Annotated in this window: 10 protein-coding genes and 1 pseudogene; 3 read left to right on the plus strand and 8 right to left on the minus strand. The window is 74.9% G+C overall.

Translation table 11 applies throughout. From position 1 onward, the window contains the following. Positions 1–3 precede the first annotated feature (3 nt). The 6 genes and pseudogenes from BT341_RS29725 to BT341_RS29750 form a co-directional block, all read right to left on the minus strand. On the minus strand, positions 4–972 hold the full coding sequence (locus BT341_RS29725; RefSeq protein WP_072482251.1) for an alpha/beta hydrolase: 969 nt from the start codon (positions 970–972) through the stop codon (positions 4–6). A gap of 11 nt (positions 973–983) precedes the next feature. Next, positions 984–2561, minus strand: a complete 1578-nt coding sequence (locus tag BT341_RS29730; RefSeq protein ID WP_072479421.1) for an acyl-CoA carboxylase subunit beta — start codon at positions 2559–2561, stop codon at positions 984–986. Beyond that, positions 2561–8789: pseudogene (locus BT341_RS29735) on the minus strand (beta-ketoacyl synthase N-terminal-like domain-containing protein). The gene BT341_RS29730 and the pseudogene BT341_RS29735 overlap by 1 nt, the downstream one beginning before the upstream one ends. Then, positions 8786–10504 carry a fatty acyl-AMP ligase gene (locus BT341_RS29740; protein WP_072479422.1) on the minus strand — a complete coding sequence of 573 codons (1719 nt, stop codon included), beginning with the start codon at positions 10502–10504 and terminating at the stop codon, positions 8786–8788. The pseudogene BT341_RS29735 and the gene BT341_RS29740 overlap by 4 nt, the downstream one beginning before the upstream one ends. Positions 10505–10559: 55 nt before the next feature. Then, positions 10560–11993 (minus strand): MFS transporter, encoded by a 1434-nt coding sequence (locus tag BT341_RS29745; protein ID WP_143168672.1) that lies wholly within the window; start codon positions 11991–11993, stop codon positions 10560–10562. Then, entirely contained in the window at positions 11990–13975 is a 1986-nt protein-coding gene (locus BT341_RS29750; protein ID WP_072479423.1) for an MMPL family transporter, read from the minus strand. Before BT341_RS29750 ends, BT341_RS29745 begins: the two co-directional genes overlap by 4 nt. Before the next feature lie 412 nt (positions 13976–14387). Between BT341_RS29750 and BT341_RS29755 the strand changes: the two genes are divergently transcribed. Together BT341_RS29755 and BT341_RS29760 are read left to right on the plus strand one after the other, a co-directional pair. Beyond that, positions 14388–15440: an aldose epimerase family protein gene (locus BT341_RS29755; protein ID WP_072479424.1), complete on the plus strand. Its 1053-nt coding sequence runs from the start codon at positions 14388–14390 to the stop codon at positions 15438–15440. A 49-nt stretch (positions 15441–15489) separates the two neighbouring features. Next, the gene (locus BT341_RS29760) at positions 15490–16194 is read left to right on the plus strand and encodes a transporter substrate-binding domain-containing protein (protein ID WP_072479425.1); all 705 of its coding nucleotides are present in this window, start codon (positions 15490–15492) and stop codon (positions 16192–16194) included. A 44-nt stretch (positions 16195–16238) separates the two neighbouring features. Here BT341_RS29760 and BT341_RS29765 read toward each other — a convergent pair whose 3' ends face one another. Next, on the minus strand, positions 16239–16658 hold the full coding sequence (locus BT341_RS29765) for a nitroreductase/quinone reductase family protein (RefSeq protein ID WP_072479426.1): 420 nt from the start codon (positions 16656–16658) through the stop codon (positions 16239–16241). Continuing rightward, on the minus strand, positions 16655–17077 hold the full coding sequence (locus BT341_RS29770) for an ester cyclase (RefSeq protein ID WP_072479427.1): 423 nt from the start codon (positions 17075–17077) through the stop codon (positions 16655–16657). Before BT341_RS29770 ends, BT341_RS29765 begins: the two co-directional genes overlap by 4 nt. A gap of 93 nt (positions 17078–17170) precedes the next feature. Between BT341_RS29770 and BT341_RS29775 the strand changes: the two genes are divergently transcribed. Beyond that, entirely contained in the window at positions 17171–19606 is a 2436-nt protein-coding gene (locus tag BT341_RS29775; protein WP_072479428.1) for an ATP-binding protein, read from the plus strand. Positions 19607–19665 lie beyond the last annotated feature (59 nt).

Below are 19665 nucleotides of genomic sequence, written 5' to 3' on the forward strand. Positions count from 1 at the left end.
CGCTCAGGCCGGGAGGCCGAGCGCGCCGGCCAGGACCGGCCACGAGTTGTGCAGCGCCCGCTGCCAGTACGGCCAGCTGTGCGTGCCCGGCCCGTAGAAGTCGACGGTCGCCGGGATGCCGGCCTGCCGCAGCCGGTCGGTGAAGCTCCGCGACGACAGCAGGGCCGACGGTTCCAGCACGTCGGACTGGCCGGGCGGGTCGAGCGGACCGGTCTGCCCGTTGCCGCAGGAGATGTAGAGCGCCGTGCCGCGCAGCGCGTCGACGTGGTCGTACGGGTTGTGCGCGGACCAGATCGGCCGCATCCCGAAGGAATCACCCCAGAGCGTGAGGTAGTCGAAGATCCCGGCGCGGGCGAGAATGCCGATGATCCACACCGGGATCCCGGGGTACAGCGTGTTCGGCACGCCGCTGTAGGACGCCGCCGCGCCGAACATGCCCGGGTGCTGGAACGCGTAGGCGAGCGCGCCGTACCCGCCGATCGACAGCCCGGCGACCGCCCGCCGCGTGCCGCCGCGGTAGCCGCGTTCGACGATCTGCCGGACCTCGGCGGTGTGGAACGTGTCCCAGTCGGGCGTGTTCTTCAGCCCGAAGTTCCACCATTTCGTGTACATCCCGGCCGGTCCGTCCGTCGGCATCACGACGAGCGCGTCCTTGCCCGCGGTGAACGCCTTGACGTCGGTGAACTGGTCCCACGAGCGGTAGTCGACGGGTTCGCAGCAGCCATGCAGCAGGAGCAGCACCGGCCAGGTCCGGCCCGGCTGCGCGGACCAGCCGGACGGCACGATCAGCCGGACCATGCCGGTCGTGCCCAGTGCCGGCGAATCGATCTTCAGGTCGGCGGTCCGGGCGTCCAGCCACGTCTCCTCGACGACCTTCGCGCCGTCGTCGGCCACGGCGGCGCTCGCCTGTGCGGCGGTGACGCCACTGGCGGCCAGGACCACGACGGCCAGCATCAGCAGGGTGGCACGCATCGACGTCTCCTTCACAGCGGGATGTTTCCGTGCTTCCTGGCCGGCAGGGTCTGGCGCTTGGTGCGCAGCGTCCGCAGGGCGCGCGCGACGTGCAGCCGGGTCTGCGACGGCGTGACGACCTGGTCGATGTAGCCGCGTTCGGCGGCCAGGTACGGGCCGGTGTGGCGCTCGCGGTACTCGTCGGTGAGCCGCCGCCGCGCGGCCGCCCGGCGCTCGGGCGGGAGCGCGGCCAGCTTCCGCCGGTGCAGCACCTCGACCGCGCCTTCGGCGCCCATCACCGCGATCTCTGCGGTGGGCCAGGCCAGCGTGACGTCGGCGCCGAGGTGCTTGGATCCCATCACCGCGTAGCCGCCGCCGTAGGCCTTGCGGACCACGACGGTCACCTTCGGCACCGTGGCTTCGGAATAGGCGTAGATCAGCTTGGCGCCGCGGCGGATGATGCCGCCGCGTTCCTGGCCGGTGCCCGGCAGGTACCCGGGGACGTCGGCCAGCGTGAGCAGCGGGATCGAGAAGGCGTCGCAGAAGCGCACGAACCGCGCGGCCTTCTCCGACGCGTCGATGTCGAGCACGCCGGCCTGGTGGCGCGGCTGGTTCGCCACGACCCCCACGGTGCGGCCCTGGACGCGGCCGAACGCGCAGATCATGTTGGCCGCGAAGGCGCTGTGCACTTCGGTGAACTCGCCGTCGTCGACCAGGCGGGCGATCAGCTCCGTCATGTCGTAGGTCCGGTTCGGCGCGTCGGGCACCAGCCGGTCGAGCTCGAGGTCGGCCGGGGTGAGGACGGGACTGGTGTCGTCGGCGTACTCCGGGGCCGGGTCCAGGTTGTTCGCGGGCAGGTAGCCGAGCAGGGTCTGCACCCAGGCGATGGCGTCGTGCTCGCCGGCGGCCCGGTGGTGAGCGTTGCCGGCGACCTCGCTGTGCACGGCCGCGCCGCCGAGCTCCTGCGCGGTGACGCGCTCGCCGGTGACCGCGTGCACGACGTCCGGGCCCGTGACGAACATGTGCGAGGTGCCGTCGACCATCACGGTGAAGTCGGTGATGGCCGGCGCGTAGACGGCGCCGCCGGCGCACGGGCCCATGATCATCGAGATCTGCGGGATGACCCCGGAGGCGTGGGCGGTGCGCCGGCCCAGTTCCGCGTAGTAGGCCAGCGAGACGACACCCTCCTGGATCCGGGCGCCGCCGGAGTCGTTGATCCCGACGACCGGGCAGCCGAGGTTCATGGCCAGGTCCATCACTTTGAGGACCTTCTCGCCGGAGACCTCGCCCATGCTGCCGCCGAAGACGGTGAAGTCCTGGGAGAAGACGCAGACCGGGCGGCCGTCGACGGTGCCGTGCCCGGTGACGACGCCGTCGCCGTAGGGCCGGGTGGCGGCCATGCCGAATTCGCTGCACCGGTGCCGGGCGAACTGGTCTAGCTCGACGAAGGAGCCGGGGTCGAGCAGCAGGCCGATCCGTTCGCGGGCGGTGAGCTTGCCCTTGGCGTGCTGCCGGTCGACGGCCTTCTTCTCGGCGATCCGGACGGCTTCGTCCTGCCGGGCGGCGAGGTCGGCGATGCGGAACGCGGTGGTCGGCGTCAGCTCGTCCATCACCGCACCCCCACGGCGAGGCGTCCGGCGAGGGCGGTGGCCAGCGTCGTCACGTGCGGCGGATCGATCATCGAGACGTGGTCGCCGGGCACCCGGACCACTTCGAGGGCGCCGCAGAACTCGTCCCAGCCGAGCGTGTCGTCGGTGCGCAGGTAGCGCGGGTCGAGCGAGGTGGTGAGCGGGTGCGGGTCCGCGGCGCGCAGCAGCAGGACCCGGCCGTCGTAGCGGGCCGGGGTGTACCGCTCGGCGACTCGTGAGTCCACATAGGACTCGTACTGGTGGCGCAGGACGCCCGCACCGAGGTCCGGGACACGCTCGGTCAGCCGCTGCAGCACCCGGCGGATCTGCGCGTCTTCGCCGAGGCCGGCGAGGTCGTCACGCGGGATCTCGAACGGGACGCCGTAGGTGCGCGACACGTGCTCGGCGAACCGGTCGAAGCGGTCCAGCAGCAGGTCGCCGGCCGAGGTGCCGGGCGCCGGCAGCGGCAGGATGGAGTCGATCAGGAAGACGAGGTCGACCGGTCCCGGCAGCCACCGGGCCGTCTCGTAGGCCAGGCAGCCGCCGAACGACCAGCCGCCCAGCCGGTACCGGCCGCCCGGCTGGATTTCACGGATCAGCTCGGCGTAGCGGGCGGCCTTGCCTTCGACGGTGTCTTCGTCGTCGAGCCGTTCGAACCCGTAGACGGGCAGGCTTTCCGGCAGCAGCCGGACCAGCTCGCGGTAGACGCTGGTCGGGCCACCGGCGGGGTGGAAGAGGAAGACCGGCTCGTCGACGCCGTCGCGCAGCAGCCGGACGGGGCCACCGCCGTGACCTTCCAGTTCGGCGCGCAGGAGGTCGGCTATGGCGGCGATGGTCGGCGTGGCGAACAGCCGCTCGAGGGGCGGTACGGCGTCGAGCTGTCCGGCGAAGGCGGCCTGCAGCCGCTGGGCGCTTTCCCGGTCGCCGCCGACGGTGAAGAAGTCGTCGTGGACGCCGGGTTCCGGGCCGCCCAGTTCGGCCTGCCAGTGGCGGGCGACCCACCGTTCGGCGGGGTCCCGCGGTGCGACGGTGGGCGTCTCGGCCGGACGCGGGGTCCCGAAGCCGGCCTGCTCGGCGAGGTGCGCGGCGAGGTCGTCGAGGCTGGCGCCGCGCAGGAGCAACGGGATCGGCAACGGCAGCCCGAAGTCGCGCTCCACCGCGCCTCTCGCGCGCATCGCCGACAGCGAGTCGAGGCCGAGCCGGGTCAGCGGGACGTGCCGGTCGATGTCGGTGTGGCCGAGTACAGCCGCCACGAGGTCCGCCAGGTGGTCGGCGATCGCCGCGCGTGCTGCTCGCGGTGGCGTCGCGCGCAGTGTGTCGAGACCATCCCAAGTGGACGGTTCGGTCCGGGGGGCGAACAGCCCGAAGAACGGCCGTTCGGCCAGCCGCGGGGAGGCCCTGGGCCCGTCGCCAGGCGGCGAACGCGTCGGTCCACGCGTTCGCCGTCGCGTACGCGGCCTGGCCGGGCGAGCCGAACAACGCCGCCGACGACGAGTAGACGAGCCACCAATCGAGATCGTGCCCGGCGGTCGCCTCGTGGAGCCGCCAGGCGCCCAGCGCCTTCGGCCGCCAGACGGCGTCGAGCGTCTCGGCGTCGAGGCTGATCGCGGCGCCGTCGGCGAGGACACCGGCGGCGTGCAGCACCCCGCGCAGCGGCACGCCCCCTTCGACGGCCGCCGCGACCAGGGCTTCGGCGGTACCCGGCTGGGCGATGTCGCCGGCCACGACCCGGATGCCGGGACCCGGATTGGTGTCTTGGTGGCTGTGCTCGGCCGGGGCTTCGGCCGTGCCCGGCTCGGCGATGCCCGGTTCACCAGGCTCCGCGCGGCGATCGCTCGGCACGGTCTGCGCCGCGGCGTACTCGGCCGTGTCAGGCTTCGCGCCGCGGCGGCCGTTCAGCACGATCCGCGTCGCGCCGTGCTCGGCCAGCCATCTCGCCGCTGCCGAACCGAGGCCGCCCAGACCGCCGGTGATGATGTAGGCACCGTCGCGGACCGGCTTCCGTACCGCGTCGCCCAGCCTCGGGCGGGCCAGCCTCCGCACGTGGCGGACGCCCGCGCGCCAGGCGATCTCGTCGTCCGGGCCGTCCGCCGCGACCTCCTCGCGCAGCCTGCCCGGCCACGACCCGGCCGGACCGTCGAAGTCCACCGTGCTCACGCGCAGTTCAGGATGCTCGAAGGCGAGCACGCGGACCAGCCCGCGCAACGCAGCCAGGTCGGGGTGCCCCGGCTCGCCAGGCTCGACACTCTGCGCCCCGGCCGTGACCAGCCACAACCGCGGCGGCGACGTCAGCTCGGCCAGCTCGGCGACGACCCCGGCGAGAGCCGCGACGCGTCGCGCGGCCCGCGCCGGGTCCGGCACCGGTTCGCCGCTCAGCAGCGCCACCACCGCGTCCGGACGTTGCGAGCGCAGCAGGTTCGCGAGCGCGTCCCGGTCGCCGAGGCGGACCGCGCCCGGCTCGTCCTTTTCGGACAGCGTGATCGACGTCCGGCCACGCCCGCTCGGCACGTCGGCGCGCTGCCATGCCGCCTCGAACAGGAGCCGATCCAGGGCGGCGTCGCGCAGCCGCCGGCAATAGACGTCACGGAATTCGACCAGGACGGCATCATCGGCGTCGACCAGCTGGACACTCCCGAGGAGACCGCCGCCGCCGGGGTCGGTGGACGTGAGCACGGCGTCCACGCGCACGCCACGGCGCGGATCCCCGGCGACGACGACCTCGCCGATCGTGAACGGCAGGTACAGGGCGTCCGCCTGGCCGACCGCCGCGGCCAGCGCGTGCAGGCAGGCGTCGGCGAGCGCGGGGTGCAGCACGTAGGCGGGGTGGTCGGCTTCCGGCGGCGCGATCGACGCCGAGGCACGACCGTCCGCCGCGACTACCCGGCGCAGGCCGCGGAAGGCCGGGCCGTAGTCCTGGCCCAGCTCGGCCAGGACGCCGTAGACGTCGGTCGGCGCGCCGCCGGTCTCGCCGAACGGCGCCGACGGCGTCCCGCCCGTCTCGATCCGGGCCGTGGCGTGGCGGACCCAGCCGCCGCGCTTCGCCGCCACGCTGAACTCGGCGCCGGTGAGGGCGGCCGTCACCTCCGTGTGCTCGTCGAGCGGCAAGACCTCGCGCAGCTCGAGGTCGCGGATCCGGCCGGTGCGCCCGGCCGCCAGTGCCAGTTCGAGGAAACCGGTGGCCGGGAACACCGGCCGGCCCGCGACGGTGTGATCGGCGAGCCACGGCTGTGCCGCCGTGCCCACGTCGCCGCGCCAGACGTGGCCCTGCGGGTGTTCGATGTGGACACCCAGCAGCGGATGGCCCCCGCCGGTGCGGCGGGCCCGGCGCGGCCAGAACGTGCGGTGCTGCCAGACCGGGCCCGGCAGGTCGACCGCCGTCGTCCTCGGGCGGGCGGCGAGCACGCCGGGTACGCCCTCGACGTGCAACCGGGCGAGGCTGGTCAGGAAGGCCGTCCGCTCGTCGATCCGGCGGCTCGCCGACGGCAGGGCCGGCACGCCCGTGGTCTGCTCGATGGCGGCGAGGGCGACGGGATGCGGCGCGATTTCGACGAATGCGGTGTGCCCGTCGCCCGCGGCGGCTTCGAGTGCCTGGCTGAACCGCACCGGACGGCGCAGGTTCGCCGCCCAGTACTCGACGTCGAAGGCCGGGGTCTGGCGAGGATCGGCGAGAACGCTGGTGTAGCAGGGGATTTCCGGCGTCCGCGGCCGGATGCCGGCGACGGCCTCGCGGAACCGGCCGAGGACGGCGTCGACGGCGGCGGAGTGCCCGGCCCCGCCGACGGGCAGCCGCCGGGCCAGCCTCCCCAGGCTTTCGGCGTGCTCGACGAGGGCGTCGACGCGGTCCGCGGTGCCGCTGACGGTGCACTGGGTGGGTGACGCGTGAACGGCAACGCTGACGCCGGGGAACCGCGCGACCTCGGCGGCGGGCAGCTCGACGACGGCCATGGCCCCGGCCCCGTCCCGATCGAGTTCGGCGAGCAGCCGCGCCCGGGTGGCCATGACGCGCAGGCCATCGGCGACATCGAGCGCCCCGGCGACGACGGCGGCGGCGACCTCGCCCATGGAGTGCCCGAGAACGGCGGCGGGGGTGACACCGTTGGCGCGCCAGAGCCCGGCCAGCGCGAGCTGCATCCCGAAGAGGGCGAGCTGGGCGGCGGCCAGGTCGGCGGGCTCGCGGAGTTCGCTGAGCGGGACGCCGGTCTCGGCGTGGAAGACCGGATCGAGCGCCTCGACGGCGGCCCGGAAGGCCGGTTCGGACTCGAGCAGGCGGCGGCCCATGCCGGGCCATGGGGAGCCGTAGCCGGAGAAGACGAAGACAACGCCGGGATCGGCAGACGCGCGGCCTTCCGCGGCAACCACGGTTTCCCGGCCGCCGGGCGAGCCACCATCCGCGGCCCGGCCGAGAGCAGCACCCGCGCCCCGAAGCCCGCGACCGGCCGTCTCTTCCCCGGCCTCGCCGACCAAGCCGTGCCCCGCGGCCAGCTCCCGCAAGCCCGCGACCACTTCCTCCCGGCCGTCCCCCACCACCGCACCCCGGACCCGCGAATGGTCGCGTCCATGGGCCAGCGTCGAAGCCACCGCGCCGAGCGGCACGTCCGAAACCGCCAGCCAGTCAGCCAGCTCGCCCGCCCGCGCGCGCAGCACCTCCTCCGACCGCCCCGACAACGCGAACACCTGTGGCCCCCCGGCCGCCCGCGGCGGGAACCCCGCCGCGGGCCATTCCTCCACCACCACGTGCGCGTTCGTCCCCCCGAAGCCGAATGCCGACACTCCCGCGCGCGCCACGCCCGCGTAGCGTGGCCACTCCGTCGCCTCCGTCACCACCCGCAGCCCGGTGAAGTCGATGTGCGGGTTCGGCGCCCGGAAGTGCAGGCTCGGCGGCAGCCGCCGGTGGGTCATCGCCAGCACCACCTTCAGCAGCCCCGCCATCCCCGCCGCCCCTTCGAGGTGGCCCAGGTTGCTCTTCACCGAACCCAGCAGCAGCGGACGTTCCGGCTCGCGTCCCAGCACCGCCCGCAGCGCCCCCGCCTCCAGCGGGTCGCCCAGCGGCGTGCCGGTCCCGTGCGCCTCCACGTAGTCCACGGAGGACGGATCGACGCCCGCCGCGGCGTACGCCTCGTGCAGCAACGCCTTCTGCGCCGCGGGGTTCGGGGCCGTCAGGCCGTTGGAACGGCCGTCGGAGTTCACCGCGCTGCCGCGGATCACCGCCAGTACCCGGTCGCCCGCGCGCCGGGCCGCGCGCAACGGCTTGAGCACCGCCACCCCGCAGCCCTCGCCGCGGGCGATCCCGTCGGCCCCGGCGTCGAACGGCTTGCAGCGGCCGTCCGCGGCCAGCACCCCCGCGCGCTGGAAACTCGCCGTGACGGCAGGCGACAGCAGCACGTTCACCCCGGCCGCCAGCGCGACCTCGCTCTCGCCGCGACGCAGGCTCTGCACCGCCTGGTGCACCGCCACCAGCGACGACGAGCACGCCGTGTCCACCGTCAGGCTCGGCCCGCGCAGGTCGAGCAGGTACGAAAGCCGGTTGGCCGCGATGCTCGCCGCGGCCCCGGTGCCCGACCAGACGTCGGCGGCCGCGACGTCGGTCATCGTCAGCGACCCGTACTCGGTGGCCGACAACCCGACGAACACCCCGGTCCGGCTGCCGCGCAGCCCGGACGGCGGGATGCCGGCGTGCTCGAGCGCCGCCCACGCGACCTCCAGCAGGATCCGCTGCTGCGGGTCCATCGCCTCGGCCTCGCGCGGCGTGATGCCGAAGAACGTCGCGTCGAACCCGGCGACGTCGTCGAGGAACCCGCCCCGCACCGGCAGCCTCGCGAAGTCCTCGGCGAACGTCTCCCAGCGGCCTTCCGGGACGTCCCCGATCGCGTCGCCGCCGGAGTCGAGGAACCGCCAGAAGGCCGCGGGCGAGTCGATCCCGCCCGGGAACCGGCACCCGAGGCCGACGATCGCGATCGGTTCGTCGTCCATCCACTTGGGAGGATCGGGCGCCGATGACTCCACTGTGGACAAGCGATCGGCGAGCGCGTTCACCGTCGGGTACTGCCAGACCAGTGTCGCCTCCAGCGGACGGCCGACGAACTCACCCAGGTCGGCGGCCAGCACCGTCGCGTCCCGTGAGGACAGTCCGGTCTCGGCCAGCGGACGGTCGGGATCCACCGCGCCGAGCCGGTCGAGCAGCCACGCGCGGATCTCCGCCGGCCCCTTCACCCGAGCCGCCGGTCGGTCAGCGAGCCGTCCAGGTAGGACTCCCGGCAGCGGGCCCGGCTGATCTTGCCGCTGGAGGTTCGCGGGACCTGCCCCGGCGCCAGCACGACGACGTCGTGCAGCCGGAGGCCGTGCCCGGCCGACACCGCCGCCCGCAGCGCGGACGCCACCTCGGCGACGCCGGCGTCCGAGCCCTTGGCGCGTTCCAGCACCACGACCGCGGCTTCGCCGTCGCCGGTGCCGATCGCGAAGACCGCCGCCGAATGCGGCCGGACGGCCGGGTGCTCCTCCACCGTCTGCTCGATGTCCTGCGGGTAGTGGTTGCGGCCGTCGACGACGACCAGGTCCTTGAGCCGCCCGGTGACGAACAGCTCGCCGTCGAAGACCACGCCGAGGTCGCCGGTCGCCAGCCAGCCTTCGCCGGTCTGCGGGTCGAGCGGCGGCAGGCCGAAGGTGGCCGCCGAATCGCGACCCCAGTAGCCGCGGCCGACATTCGGCCCGCTGACCCGGATCTCCCCGACCTCGCCCGGCCCGGCCGGCTCGCCGGTCGCGGGGTCGGCGATGCGCACGCGCTGGCCCACCGGGCGGCCGCAGGAAACCAGGGTCGTGCCGGACGCGGCGGGCACCGCGGAGCCGGCGGCGAGCCGGTCGCGGTCGAACGTGACCTGCCGGGCCGGTTTCCCCGCGTCGGTCACGGACACCAGCACCGTCGCCTCGGCCAGGCCGTAGGACGACCGGTGGACCTCCGGCCGCAGCCCGCACTCGGCGAAGGCGTCGTGGAATTTCGCGATCGTGGCCGGCAGCACCGGTTCGCTGCCGTTGATCAGCGCGACGACCCGGCTCAGGTCCACGAAGGACTTCTCGGCCGCGGACACGCGGGCAGCGCAGTAGGCGTAGGCGAAGTTGGGTGCCGCGCTGATCGCGCCCGGGCTCGCCGAGAGCGCGCGCAGCCAGCGGGACGGCCGTTCGAGGAACGCCGGCGGGTCCATCAGCACCGACGCCAGGCCGCCGGCCATCGGGGCGCCGACGCCGAGGATCAGGCCCATGTCGTGGAACAGCGGGAGCCAGCTGACCGCCGAGGTGGTCCGGGTTTCGGCACCGTAGGCCGTGCACGCCTGGCGCGCGTTGGCCAGCACGTTGCGGTGGGTCAGCACGACCCCGGCCGGCGAGCGCGTGGAGCCGGACGTGTACTGCAGGTACGCCGGAGCGTCCGGATCCGGCGCCGGCCATTCGCGCTCCTCCGCCGGCGGTACCGCGTCGACGGCGACGACCGCCACTCCGGGGACGAACGCGCGCACGGCGTCGCACTCGCCGGTGGTGGTGAGCACCACCTGCGGGGTGCAGTCGGCGAGGGCCACGGCCAGCCGGCCCGCGTGCCCGGGCAGGCCGGGCGCGAACAGCGGCACGGCGACCAGGCCCGCCCGGATCGCCCCGAGGAACGCGACGACGTAGCCGGCGGACTGCCCGGCCAGCACCGCGGCCCGTTCGCCCGGCGCGGCGAGCGCGCTCAGCCGCGCCGCGACCGCGCTGACCCGCCGGTCGAGCTCACGCCAGGTGAGCGTGACCGCCCGGCCGTCCGCGGCGCCGCGGTGGTCGAGGCAGGTGAGAGCGGTCTCGTCACCGAGGACGCGCGCCCACCGGCCGAGCAGTGTCGCGAACGATTCGCGGTCCTCGGCCGGTTTCCCGGTGACGGGAACCGGGTGGGAAAGGGTTTCCATGGCTCCTCGCAGATAGCGTTGGCGGGCGCAGTGAATAGCCGCTCGCGGCGGGTTGTCAATCGGGCGATTCCGCGTGCTCACGGGCAAACGAATTACGGCACCGCGTGTTTGTCACGCGGCGACGAGATCGGGGTGGAATCACCCGCGAAACGCGCAGGGCGAGCAGCGCGCCGGCGAGCGTCGCCGCGGCCGCGGCGAGCAGCCCGGCGGTGTAGCCGTCGGCGAGCGCTTCCCCGGCCGGTGCGCCCGAGCCGAGCCGCACCGCCCGCACCGCGGTCAGCACGGCGCCGATCAGCGCGACGCCCAGCGCGCTCGCCAGCTCACGGGACGCGGTGAGCAGCCCGGACGCCGTGCCGGAATGCCGCTGCGCCACGACGTCCAGCGCGTGCGACGTCGACGGCGTCGTGAAGGCCGAGCCGGCGCCGATCAGCACCAGCGCGGGCAGGCGCGGCCCGAGCGCCGGGACGTGGTTCACGACGGCGAGCGCGCCCAGCCCGGCCGCGACCACCGCGAGCCCGGCGGCGACCGTCCGATGCGGACCGAACGCCGTCACCGCCCGCGGGACCAGCGGGGCCGCGGCCGCCACCGCGACGGCGACCGCGGCCAGCGGCAACCCGGCCCGGACCGGGCCGAGGCCGAGGAACTCCTGGTGCAGCAAGGGCGTGAAGAAGACGATGCCGGAGATTCCCAGGCCCCACAGCACCTGCACGGCGAGCGAGCCGGTGAACACGCGGTTGCCGGTCAGCGCCGCCGGGACCAGCCGCGCGGGCGCCCGCCGCTCCCGGAGCACGAACCACCCGCCGAGCGCCGAACCCGCCGCGAGCAGCGCGATCCCGGCCCGGAGGTGGTCGCCCAGCTCGGCAAGCGCCGCGGTGAGCAGGACCAGGCTCGCCGTCACCACGGCCATCGACGCGACCGGCGGACGCGGCCCGTCCGGGTCCCGGACACGCGGCACGGTCGACGGCAGCAGCACGAGCATCACCGCGACGAACGGCAGGTTGGCGAAGAAGATCCAGCCCCAGCCCAGGTATTCGCTCAGCAGGCCGCCGAGGGCCGGGCCGAGGGCCAGCGCGGCGGCCAGGGACGCGGTCCACACGGCCGCGCCGAGCGTCCGGCCGCGCGTGCCGAGGTTCGATCGCAGCAGGCTCAGCAGGCCGGGCACCAGGAACGCCGCGGCCGTCCCCTGCAGCACCCGTGCCGCGACGAGCAGCCCGGCCGACCCGGCCACGCCCCCGGCCGCCGCGCCGGCCCCGAACGCGAGCAGCCCGGCCGACAGCGTCGGGCGCCGGCCCCAGCGGTCGACCAGGCGGCCCGCCACCGGGAGGAGCCCGGCGAACGGGAGCATGTAGCCGAGCGCGACCCACTGCAGCGCGCCGAGGCCGAGGCCGAAATCGGCGGCGATCGACGGCGCGCCCGCGGCGACGATCGTGTTGTCCAGGGTCGTGACGAACGCGCCGAGCGCGATGATCACCAGGGTCCGGCCCGTCATCGGCGGCTCCGCACCGGCTCGCGGCCCGCCGGGACCCGCGGGAACCACCAGTTGGCCTCGCCGGACCACGTCATCACCGCCGGGACCAGCACGCACCGCACGACGACGGCGTCGAGAAGGACGGCCACGGTCAGGCCGACGCCCGCCTCCCGCACGACGCGGGCGTCCACGAACGCGAACGCCACGAACACCAGCGCCATGATCAGGGCGGCCGCGGTGATGGTCCGCCCGGTCGCCGCGACGCCGCCGACCACCGCGGCCCGGGTGTCGCCGTGGCGCCGCCACGCCTCCTGGATCCGCGCGATGAGGAAGACTTCGTAGTCCATCGAGAGCCCGAAGAGCCCGGCGAACAGGAACACCGGCAGGTACGGCTCGATCGGGCCGCCGAAGACGGTCACGACCGCGCCCGTCGTCGCGGCGGCGGTGAGCAGGTTCATCGCCGCCGCCGTCAGCGGGATCACGACGCTGCGGAACACCCAGGCCAGCAGCAGCACCGAGATGCCGACGACGCTGCCGAGGAACAGCGGCAGCCGCGCGGTGACGGCCGCGGAGAAGTCGGCGCGGGCCGCGACGAGCCCGCCGACGTGCGTGTCCGGCCCGCCGATGGTCGTGGCCATCGTCCGCGTCCAGGTCAGCAGCTCGCCGGTGGCCGGGTCGTCCGGGGCGGTCCGCGGGGTGACCGCGAGCAGCCAGCCGCCGCTCGGCAGCGTGACCGGCGTCCCCACGGCGGCGCGGGCGAGCAGCGCTTCCCGGAGTGTCCCCATCGAGGGGTCGCCGGTGCCCACCACGAGCAGATCGGCGCCGGCGCCGGGGCCGAAGCCCTGCTCCAGCAGCTCGGCGGCGGTCTTGGTGACGCTGCCGGGCGGGTCGAGGGTGGCGTCCGGGACGCCGAGGCGCAGGCCGGTCACCGGCAGCGCGAGCACGGCGACGACGAGCAGCGCCGCGAGCGTGTACGGTCCCGGCCGCCGGGTCACCGAGGCCGCGAGCCGGGCCCAGCGGCCACCGCCGCCCGCTGCGGGAACCCGCATCCGCCCGGCCACCGGGCGCAGCAACGCCGGCAGCAGCGTCAGCGTGGCCGAAGCGGTGAGCAGCACGGAAACCGCCGCCGCCGCGGCGATCCCGTCGAGGAACGGCAGGCCGACGGTCAGCATGCCGGCGAGCGAAACGCACACGGTCACGCCGGCGAAGACCACGCTGCGGCCGGACGTCGCCGCCGCGGCCGCCAACGCCGCCGCGGGTTCCGCGCCGTCCCGGCGGCCCTGCCGGAAGCGGGTGAGCACGAACAGCGCGTAGTCGACGCCGACGCCGAGACCCAGCAGCGCGGCGATCTCGGTGCTGATCCCGGGCACGGTCAGGACGTGCGACACGAGCGTGACGACGGCGAGCGCGCAGCCGACCGACACGGCCGCGGTGAGCACCGGGAGCAGCACGCAGCACGCCGACCGGAACGTCACCAGCAGCACGAGCGCCGCGGCGAGCAGGCCGATCCCGGCGTTGCCCAGATCCGGCGCGGCGGCCGTCATCGCGGCGAGCTCGCCCGCCGCCCCGGCGGTCAGCCCGCCGGCGTTCCGGACGACCCCGGCGAACGCCTCCGCCGTGCCCCGGCCCAGGTCCGCGGCCGGCGCGTCGAACCGCACGGTGAGCACCGCGATCCGCCGGTCGGCCGACACCCGGCCGGGCGGCGGGCTCACGGCCACCACGCGCGGGAGGGCCGCCAGCCGGGCGGCGAGCGCGTCGAGCCGGGCGCGGCCGGTGCCGGCGTCGACCGGACCGTCCGGTGCGCGGACGACCACGTGCTCCTCGGTCCCGGCACCGCGCAGCAGGCGTGTGGCGGCGGTGCTGTCCGCGCCGGGCAGGACGACCGTGTCACGGAAGGCCCCGCCGGTGTGCAGCGCGGCGAAGCCGAGTCCGGCCAGCGCGGCCAGCCACAGCGCGACCACCACCACCGCGTGCCGGAAGCACCACGAAACGACGGTCGTCATCCCGTTCTCCCCGCGCGCATGGTTGATCACGCTAACAATGAATCGGGGCGCGAAGATACCGTCCGGCGACACAAATCCAATTCGGAAAACCCTTGCCGCGGTGAGTGTTTCGCCGTTTGTCGGACGTATGCCAAAAAGGCGCGTGACCATTGGTCTCCGCGTGACAGAACCCGCGTCCGGGGTAGCGCGCCGGCGCCGGAAGGGGTGACGATGACTCGGACGATCACGCACGCGACGGTCCCGCGGGACACCGGCCGGGGCGCGGCGGCTGTGGTGCTCGCTGCCGGCGGAGCGGCGAATCCTCGAGGAGATCCAGCGGTGCCCGAGTACGCCAAGCCGCCGAACGGGCCTTGACCGCTTGGCCGGTCCTCCACCAAGCTGTTAGCGCTAACACTGTTGGAGGACCTCACCGATGACCCGATCCGAGCTCACGCGGGAGTTCTTCGGCCGCGTCGGCGGCACCGACGTCCACCGCTACACCCTGGCCCGGGCCGGCGGGCTCACCGTGCGCGTCCTCGACTACGGCGGGGTCATCCAGTCACTCGAAGCGCCGGACCGCGAAGGACGCCCGGGCAACGTCGTCCTCGGCTACCCCGATCTCGACGGCTACGTCGCCAACAACCGCCCGGACGCCCCGCGGGTGTTCCTCGGCGCGGTGATCGGCCGGTTCGCGAACCGGATCGCCGGCGGGACGTTCGCCCTCGACGGCGTGCTGCACCGGCTTCCGGTCAACGACGGGAAGAACAGCCTGCACGGCGGCCCCGCCGGGTTCGACACGCGGGTGTGGTCCGCGGCGGAGGTGCCCGGCGGCCTCCGGCTGACGCTGGTCAGCCCGGACGGCGACCAGGGCTACCCCGGCCGGCTCACCACCGAGGTCACCTACCGCCTCGACGACCGGCTGACCATCGCCTACCGCGCGTGGACCGACGCGCCGACGGTGGTCAACCTGACCAACCACACGTACTGGAACCTCGCCGGCACCGGGGACGTCCACGGGCACTGGCTGGCCATCGCGGCGAGCCGCTACTGCCCCACCGACGCGAACCAGATCCCGGACGGCGACCCGGCCCCGGTCGAGGGCACGCCGTTCGACTTCCGGCGCCCGGCGCGGATCGGCGCCCGGCTCGCCGACCCCGACCCCCAGCTGGCGATCGGCCGCGGCTACGACCACAACTGGGTGCTCGACGACGGCGCGCCCTTCGCCGCGCGCGCCTGGGACCCGGCCTCCGGGCGGCAGCTGACGATGTGGACGACCGAGCCGGGCCTGCAGTTCTACTCGGGCAACTACCTCGGCGCGGACGGCCGCCCGTACCACCGCGGCGCGGGGTTCGCGTTGGAGGCCCAGCACTTCCCCGATTCGCCGAACCGGCCGGACTTCCCGGGCACGGTGCTGCGGCCGGGCGAGGTCTACCACCAGGAGACGGCCTTCGAGCTGGCCACGGCCGACCGGCCGCCGGTGGCGTGAGCGACAGTTGCGCCACGGACGGCCGCCTTCGCCGTTACCCTCGCCGGTCATGGAAGACCTCGCCGCCGACCTCGCGCCCACCGGTGTGCTGCGTGCCGCCGTCAACCTCGGCAACCCCGTGCTGGCGCACGGGACGCCGGCCGAGCCCGGCGGGGTGACGGTCGACCTCGCGCGTGCGGTGGGCGCCCGGCTGGGCGTGCCGGTGCAGCTGCGGTGCTTCGACGCGGCCCGCAAGTCGTTCGAGGCACTCACCTCCGGCGCGGCCGACCTGGCGTTCCTGGCGATCGAGCCGGCCCGCGCGGCCGAGGTCGCCTTCACCGAGCCGTACGTGGTGATCGAAGGCGTGTACGTCGTCCCGGACCGCTCGCCGTTCCGCTCGCCGGCCGACGTCGACCGCCCGGGTGTCCGGATCGGCGTCAAGCAGGGTTCGGCGTACGACCTGTACCTGACGCGGACGCTCGCGCACGCGACGGTGGTGCGCGGCCCGGACGGTGTCGTCGCGTTCGAAGAGCAGGGGCTGGAGGTCGCCGCGGGAATCCGGCAGCCGATGACCGCCTACGCGGCCGAGCACCCGGGAACCCGCGTGCTCGAGGAGCGGTTCATGCGGATCCGCCAGGCGGTCGCCACGACCCCGGACCGCCGCCCCGGGACGGTGGCGTTCCTGGGTGAGCTGGTGGCGGAGCTGAAGGCGAACGGATTCGTCGCGGAGTCCCTGCGGCGCGCGAACCAGCCGGACGCGCTGGTCGCGGACTGAGCCGCGGGCCACGGGCGTTCCGGTCACCGGGGGAAGCCGGCGGCTCACGAAACCCCGCACGGCGTCAGCACGCACACCGGGATGACGCGCCCGGCTTTGCGCTCGTAGCCGGTGAAGAACGGCGCCTCGCGGAGGACGACGTCGCGCCACAGCCGATCGCGCTCGGCCGGATCCGGGACGCGCACGGCGACGTCGCGCGCCCGGTCGCCGACCTGCACCCGCGCCTGCCGGGCCACGCGGACGTTGCGGAACCACTGCGGCTCCCGCTTCGCGCCGCCCGCCGACGCGGCCACCAGGTAGCCACCCTCGTGGGTGAAGTAGGCGACCGGGACCGTGTGCGGGTTGCCGGTCCGGCGGCCGTCGACCGTGAGGAGCAGGACGGGCAGCCGTTTCGCCGACCGGGCGACGCCCCGGCGGTACAGCGCCACGGCGAGCCGGTTCGCCACGCGCAGGAGCGTCCTCATGACGCGAGCCCGAGCTGGACGCGGAGGGTGTGCTCGTCCCAGAGCGTCCACCGCTGGGTGAACCGGCCGGCCGGGCCGACGCGGTAGATGTCGACCAGGTTCACCCGCAGCCGCGCGCCGGTGGCCGCGGGCAGCCCGGCGAACGCCGCGCCGCTGTGCGTGCCGGTGACGGTGAGCCGCTGGGCGAGCGTGTCGCCTTCGACCACCTGCTGTTCGGTGTGCGCCCGCAGGTCGGGGAACGCGCGCCGCATTTCGGTGACGAACTGCGCCAGCTCCGTGACGCCGGTCGTGCGGTCCTCGGCGGCGAGGTACTGGACGTACGCGGGGTCGACGAGCTCGTCGAGGACCGCGAGGTCGCCCTGGTTGAACAGCTCTTCGGTGATTCGGCGGGCCCGCGCCCGGAATTCGTCGGGTGTCATGCGGCCCAGCCTCGCGCCCGGGCGCGGACGGGACCACGACGTTCGCTCACCGTCGGCTTGACACATTCGCCCGGCCCGCGACGATTCACAGCCGTGACCTTCTCCGCCCTGCTCAAGCGGCTGCGCCTGGCCGCGGGCCTGACCCAGGAGGCGCTCGCCGAGCGCGCCGGGGTGAGCCCGCGCGCGGTCAGCGACCTCGAACGCGATCCGCGCCGGGCCCCGCGGCTGGACACGGTCCGGCTGCTCGCCGACGCACTGGCGCTGGCCGAGCCGGACCGCGCCGCGCTGCTGGCGGCGGCGCGCCCGGCGGGGTCGCCGCCGCCGCCCGTGTCCGGGCCACCGCGGCTGCTGCCGCCGCTGATCGGCCGCGACGGGGTGGCCGCCGCGCTGGTCGAGCTGCTGGAACGCGGCGAGACGCGGCTGCTGACGCTCACCGGCCCCGGCGGCGTGGGCAAGACCCGGCTCGCGCTGGAGGTCTTCGAAACGGTCCGGCCGCGCTTCCCGGAGGGCGCGTTCTTCGTCGACCTCGCGCCGCTGCGCGCGCCTGACCAGGTCGTCGCCGCGATCGCGCACGAAACCGGGCTCGACGAACGCGGGCCGGCCCCGGTCGCCGACCGGCTGGCCGCGGCGTTCCGCGGCAAGCGGGTGCTGCTGCTGCTCGACAACTTCGAGCACCTCGTCGAGGCCGGTGCCGGCGTGCTGGCGCTGCTCGGCGCGTGCCCGGGGGTGACGGTGCTGGTCACCAGCCGGGTGCCGCTGCGCGTGCGCGCCGAGCGCGAGTACCGGATCGCGCCGCTGGAGTCCGGCGCGCCGGACGCGCCGGCCGTGCGGCTGTTCACCGAACGCGCCACCGCCGCGGGCGTGTCCCTCGAAGCGGACGAAACGGTCGCGCGGATCTGCCGCCGGCTCGAGGGCCTGCCGCTGGCGATCGAGCTCGCCGCGGCGCGGACCCGCGTGCTGCCGCCTGCCGTCCTGCTCGAACGGCTCGGGCAGCGGCTGCCGATGCTGGTCGGCGGGCCACGCGACCTGCCCGACCGGCAGCGCACGATGCGTGACGCGATCGGCTGGAGCCACCAGCTGCTGTCGCCGCCGGCGCAGGCGTTGTTCCGGACGTTGTCGGTGTTCGTGGGCGGCTGCCCGCTGGCGGCGGTCGACGACCTCGACACGCTGACCGAGCTCGTCGACGCCAGCCTCGTCACCACCGGCCCGGACGGCCGCCTCGGCATGCTGGAGACGATCCGCGAGTACGGGCTGGAACGGCTGCGCGAAGCCGGCGAGGAGGCCACGGCCGTCGCGCGGCACATCGAATACTTCGCCGACCTGCCGCCCGAGGCGGTGGAGCCCGAAAAGGACAACGTGCGGGCCGCGCTGGACCGGGCCCTGGACCGCGGGGATGCCGCCCACGCGTTGCGGCTGTGGGTCGCGCTGTCGGGATTCTGGACCGACCACGGCCTCCTGCAGGAGGGGGTCCGCGCCGCGAAGGCCGCGCTGGCCCTGCCCGGCGACGCACCGGACCGGCTCACGGCACTGGCCGGCGCGGCGCGGATGGCGACCGAGATCTCCGCGTTCGAGGACGCGTCGGCGTGGTGCGAAGAGCTGGTCGTCCGCGCGCGCGGACGCGAACTCGTCACGGCGCTGAACACGCGTGGCGTGCTGGCGCGGCAGCTCGACCGCTACGCGGAGTCCGTCGCGGACCACGAGCGGGCGCTGGCGCTCGCCGAAGCGACCGGGGACCGGGCGGGCCACGCGGCCGCACTGGTCGGCCTGGCCTACACGCTGTTGTTCACCGGGGAAACGGGCCGGGCGATCGAGCTGGCCGAGCGGGGCCTGGCCGAGACGCGCGCGGCGGGTTCGAGGCGGGAGATCGCGGACGCGCTGATCGTGCTGGCGTGGCAGGCGATGCACGCGGGCCGGCACGAGCGCGCGCGGGAGCTGGGAACCGAAGGCGTCGCGTCGGCCCGGTCGATCGGCGACCGCAGCCGGGTGGCGGAGGGGCTGCGGATCCTGGGCACGAACGCCCAGCTGATGGGCAGCCACGAGGAGGCGGCGGAGGCACTGCGGGAGTGCGAGCGCCTCAACCGCGAGCGCGGCGACGACCGCACGGCGGACCAGCTCCTGGCGCACCTGGCGCACGTGGCCATGCTCACCGGCGACCTGGCCGAAGCCCGCGAGAAGGGCGTCGCGGCCTTGGAATCGGCCCGCCACCACGACGACCTGTGGGCAACGGCGATGTCGACCACCCAGCTGGGACACGTCGAGCTGGCGGACGGACGGGTGGAGCGAGCCCACGAGCTGTTCACGGAGAGCCGGGAGCTGTTCGCACGGATCGGCAACCCGATGTATTTGTCGTGGTGCCTGGAGGGCTTGGCGGCGATCGCCCTGGCGGACGGCGACGCTGCGGGGGCGGCGGAGTTGTGCGGGGAGCGGGAGGAGCTGCTGGACCGCCTGGACGCCCGGTTGCCGCCGATGAACCCGCCCGGCTTCCGGGAGGTCTTGGCCGCAGTGGCGGGGGTGGCGCGGGAGGGGTAGCGGGTTTCGCCCGAGGCCCGAAGACCCGCGCGGCGCGCAGGCTCTGGCTTGGGCTGGTC

The sequence above is a fragment of the Amycolatopsis australiensis genome (genome assembly GCF_900119165.1).
Classification (GTDB): Bacteria; Actinomycetota; Actinomycetes; order Mycobacteriales; family Pseudonocardiaceae; genus Amycolatopsis; species Amycolatopsis australiensis.

Bases quoted from the DNA above. Each gene is read 5' to 3' on its own strand.
- BT341_RS29745 (WP_143168672.1), bottom strand. From the start codon at position 11,993: ATGACGGGCCGGACCCTGGTGATCATCGCGCTCGGCGCGTTCGTCACG.
- BT341_RS29770 (WP_072479427.1), bottom strand. From the start codon at position 17,077: ATGACACCCGACGAATTCCGGGCGCGGGCCCGCCGAATCACCGAAGAG.
- BT341_RS29755 (WP_072479424.1), top strand. From the start codon at position 14,388: ATGACCCGATCCGAGCTCACGCGGGAGTTCTTCGGCCGCGTCGGCGGC.
- BT341_RS29760 (WP_072479425.1), top strand. From the start codon at position 15,490: ATGGAAGACCTCGCCGCCGACCTCGCGCCCACCGGTGTGCTGCGTGCC.
- BT341_RS29765 (WP_072479426.1), bottom strand. From the start codon at position 16,658: ATGAGGACGCTCCTGCGCGTGGCGAACCGGCTCGCCGTGGCGCTGTAC.
- BT341_RS29730 (WP_072479421.1), bottom strand. From the start codon at position 2,561: ATGGACGAGCTGACGCCGACCACCGCGTTCCGCATCGCCGACCTCGCC.
- BT341_RS29740 (WP_072479422.1), bottom strand. From the start codon at position 10,504: ATGGAAACCCTTTCCCACCCGGTTCCCGTCACCGGGAAACCGGCCGAG.
- BT341_RS29725 (WP_072482251.1), bottom strand. From the start codon at position 972: ATGCGTGCCACCCTGCTGATGCTGGCCGTCGTGGTCCTGGCCGCCAGT.
- BT341_RS29750 (WP_072479423.1), bottom strand. From the start codon at position 13,975: ATGACGACCGTCGTTTCGTGGTGCTTCCGGCACGCGGTGGTGGTGGTC.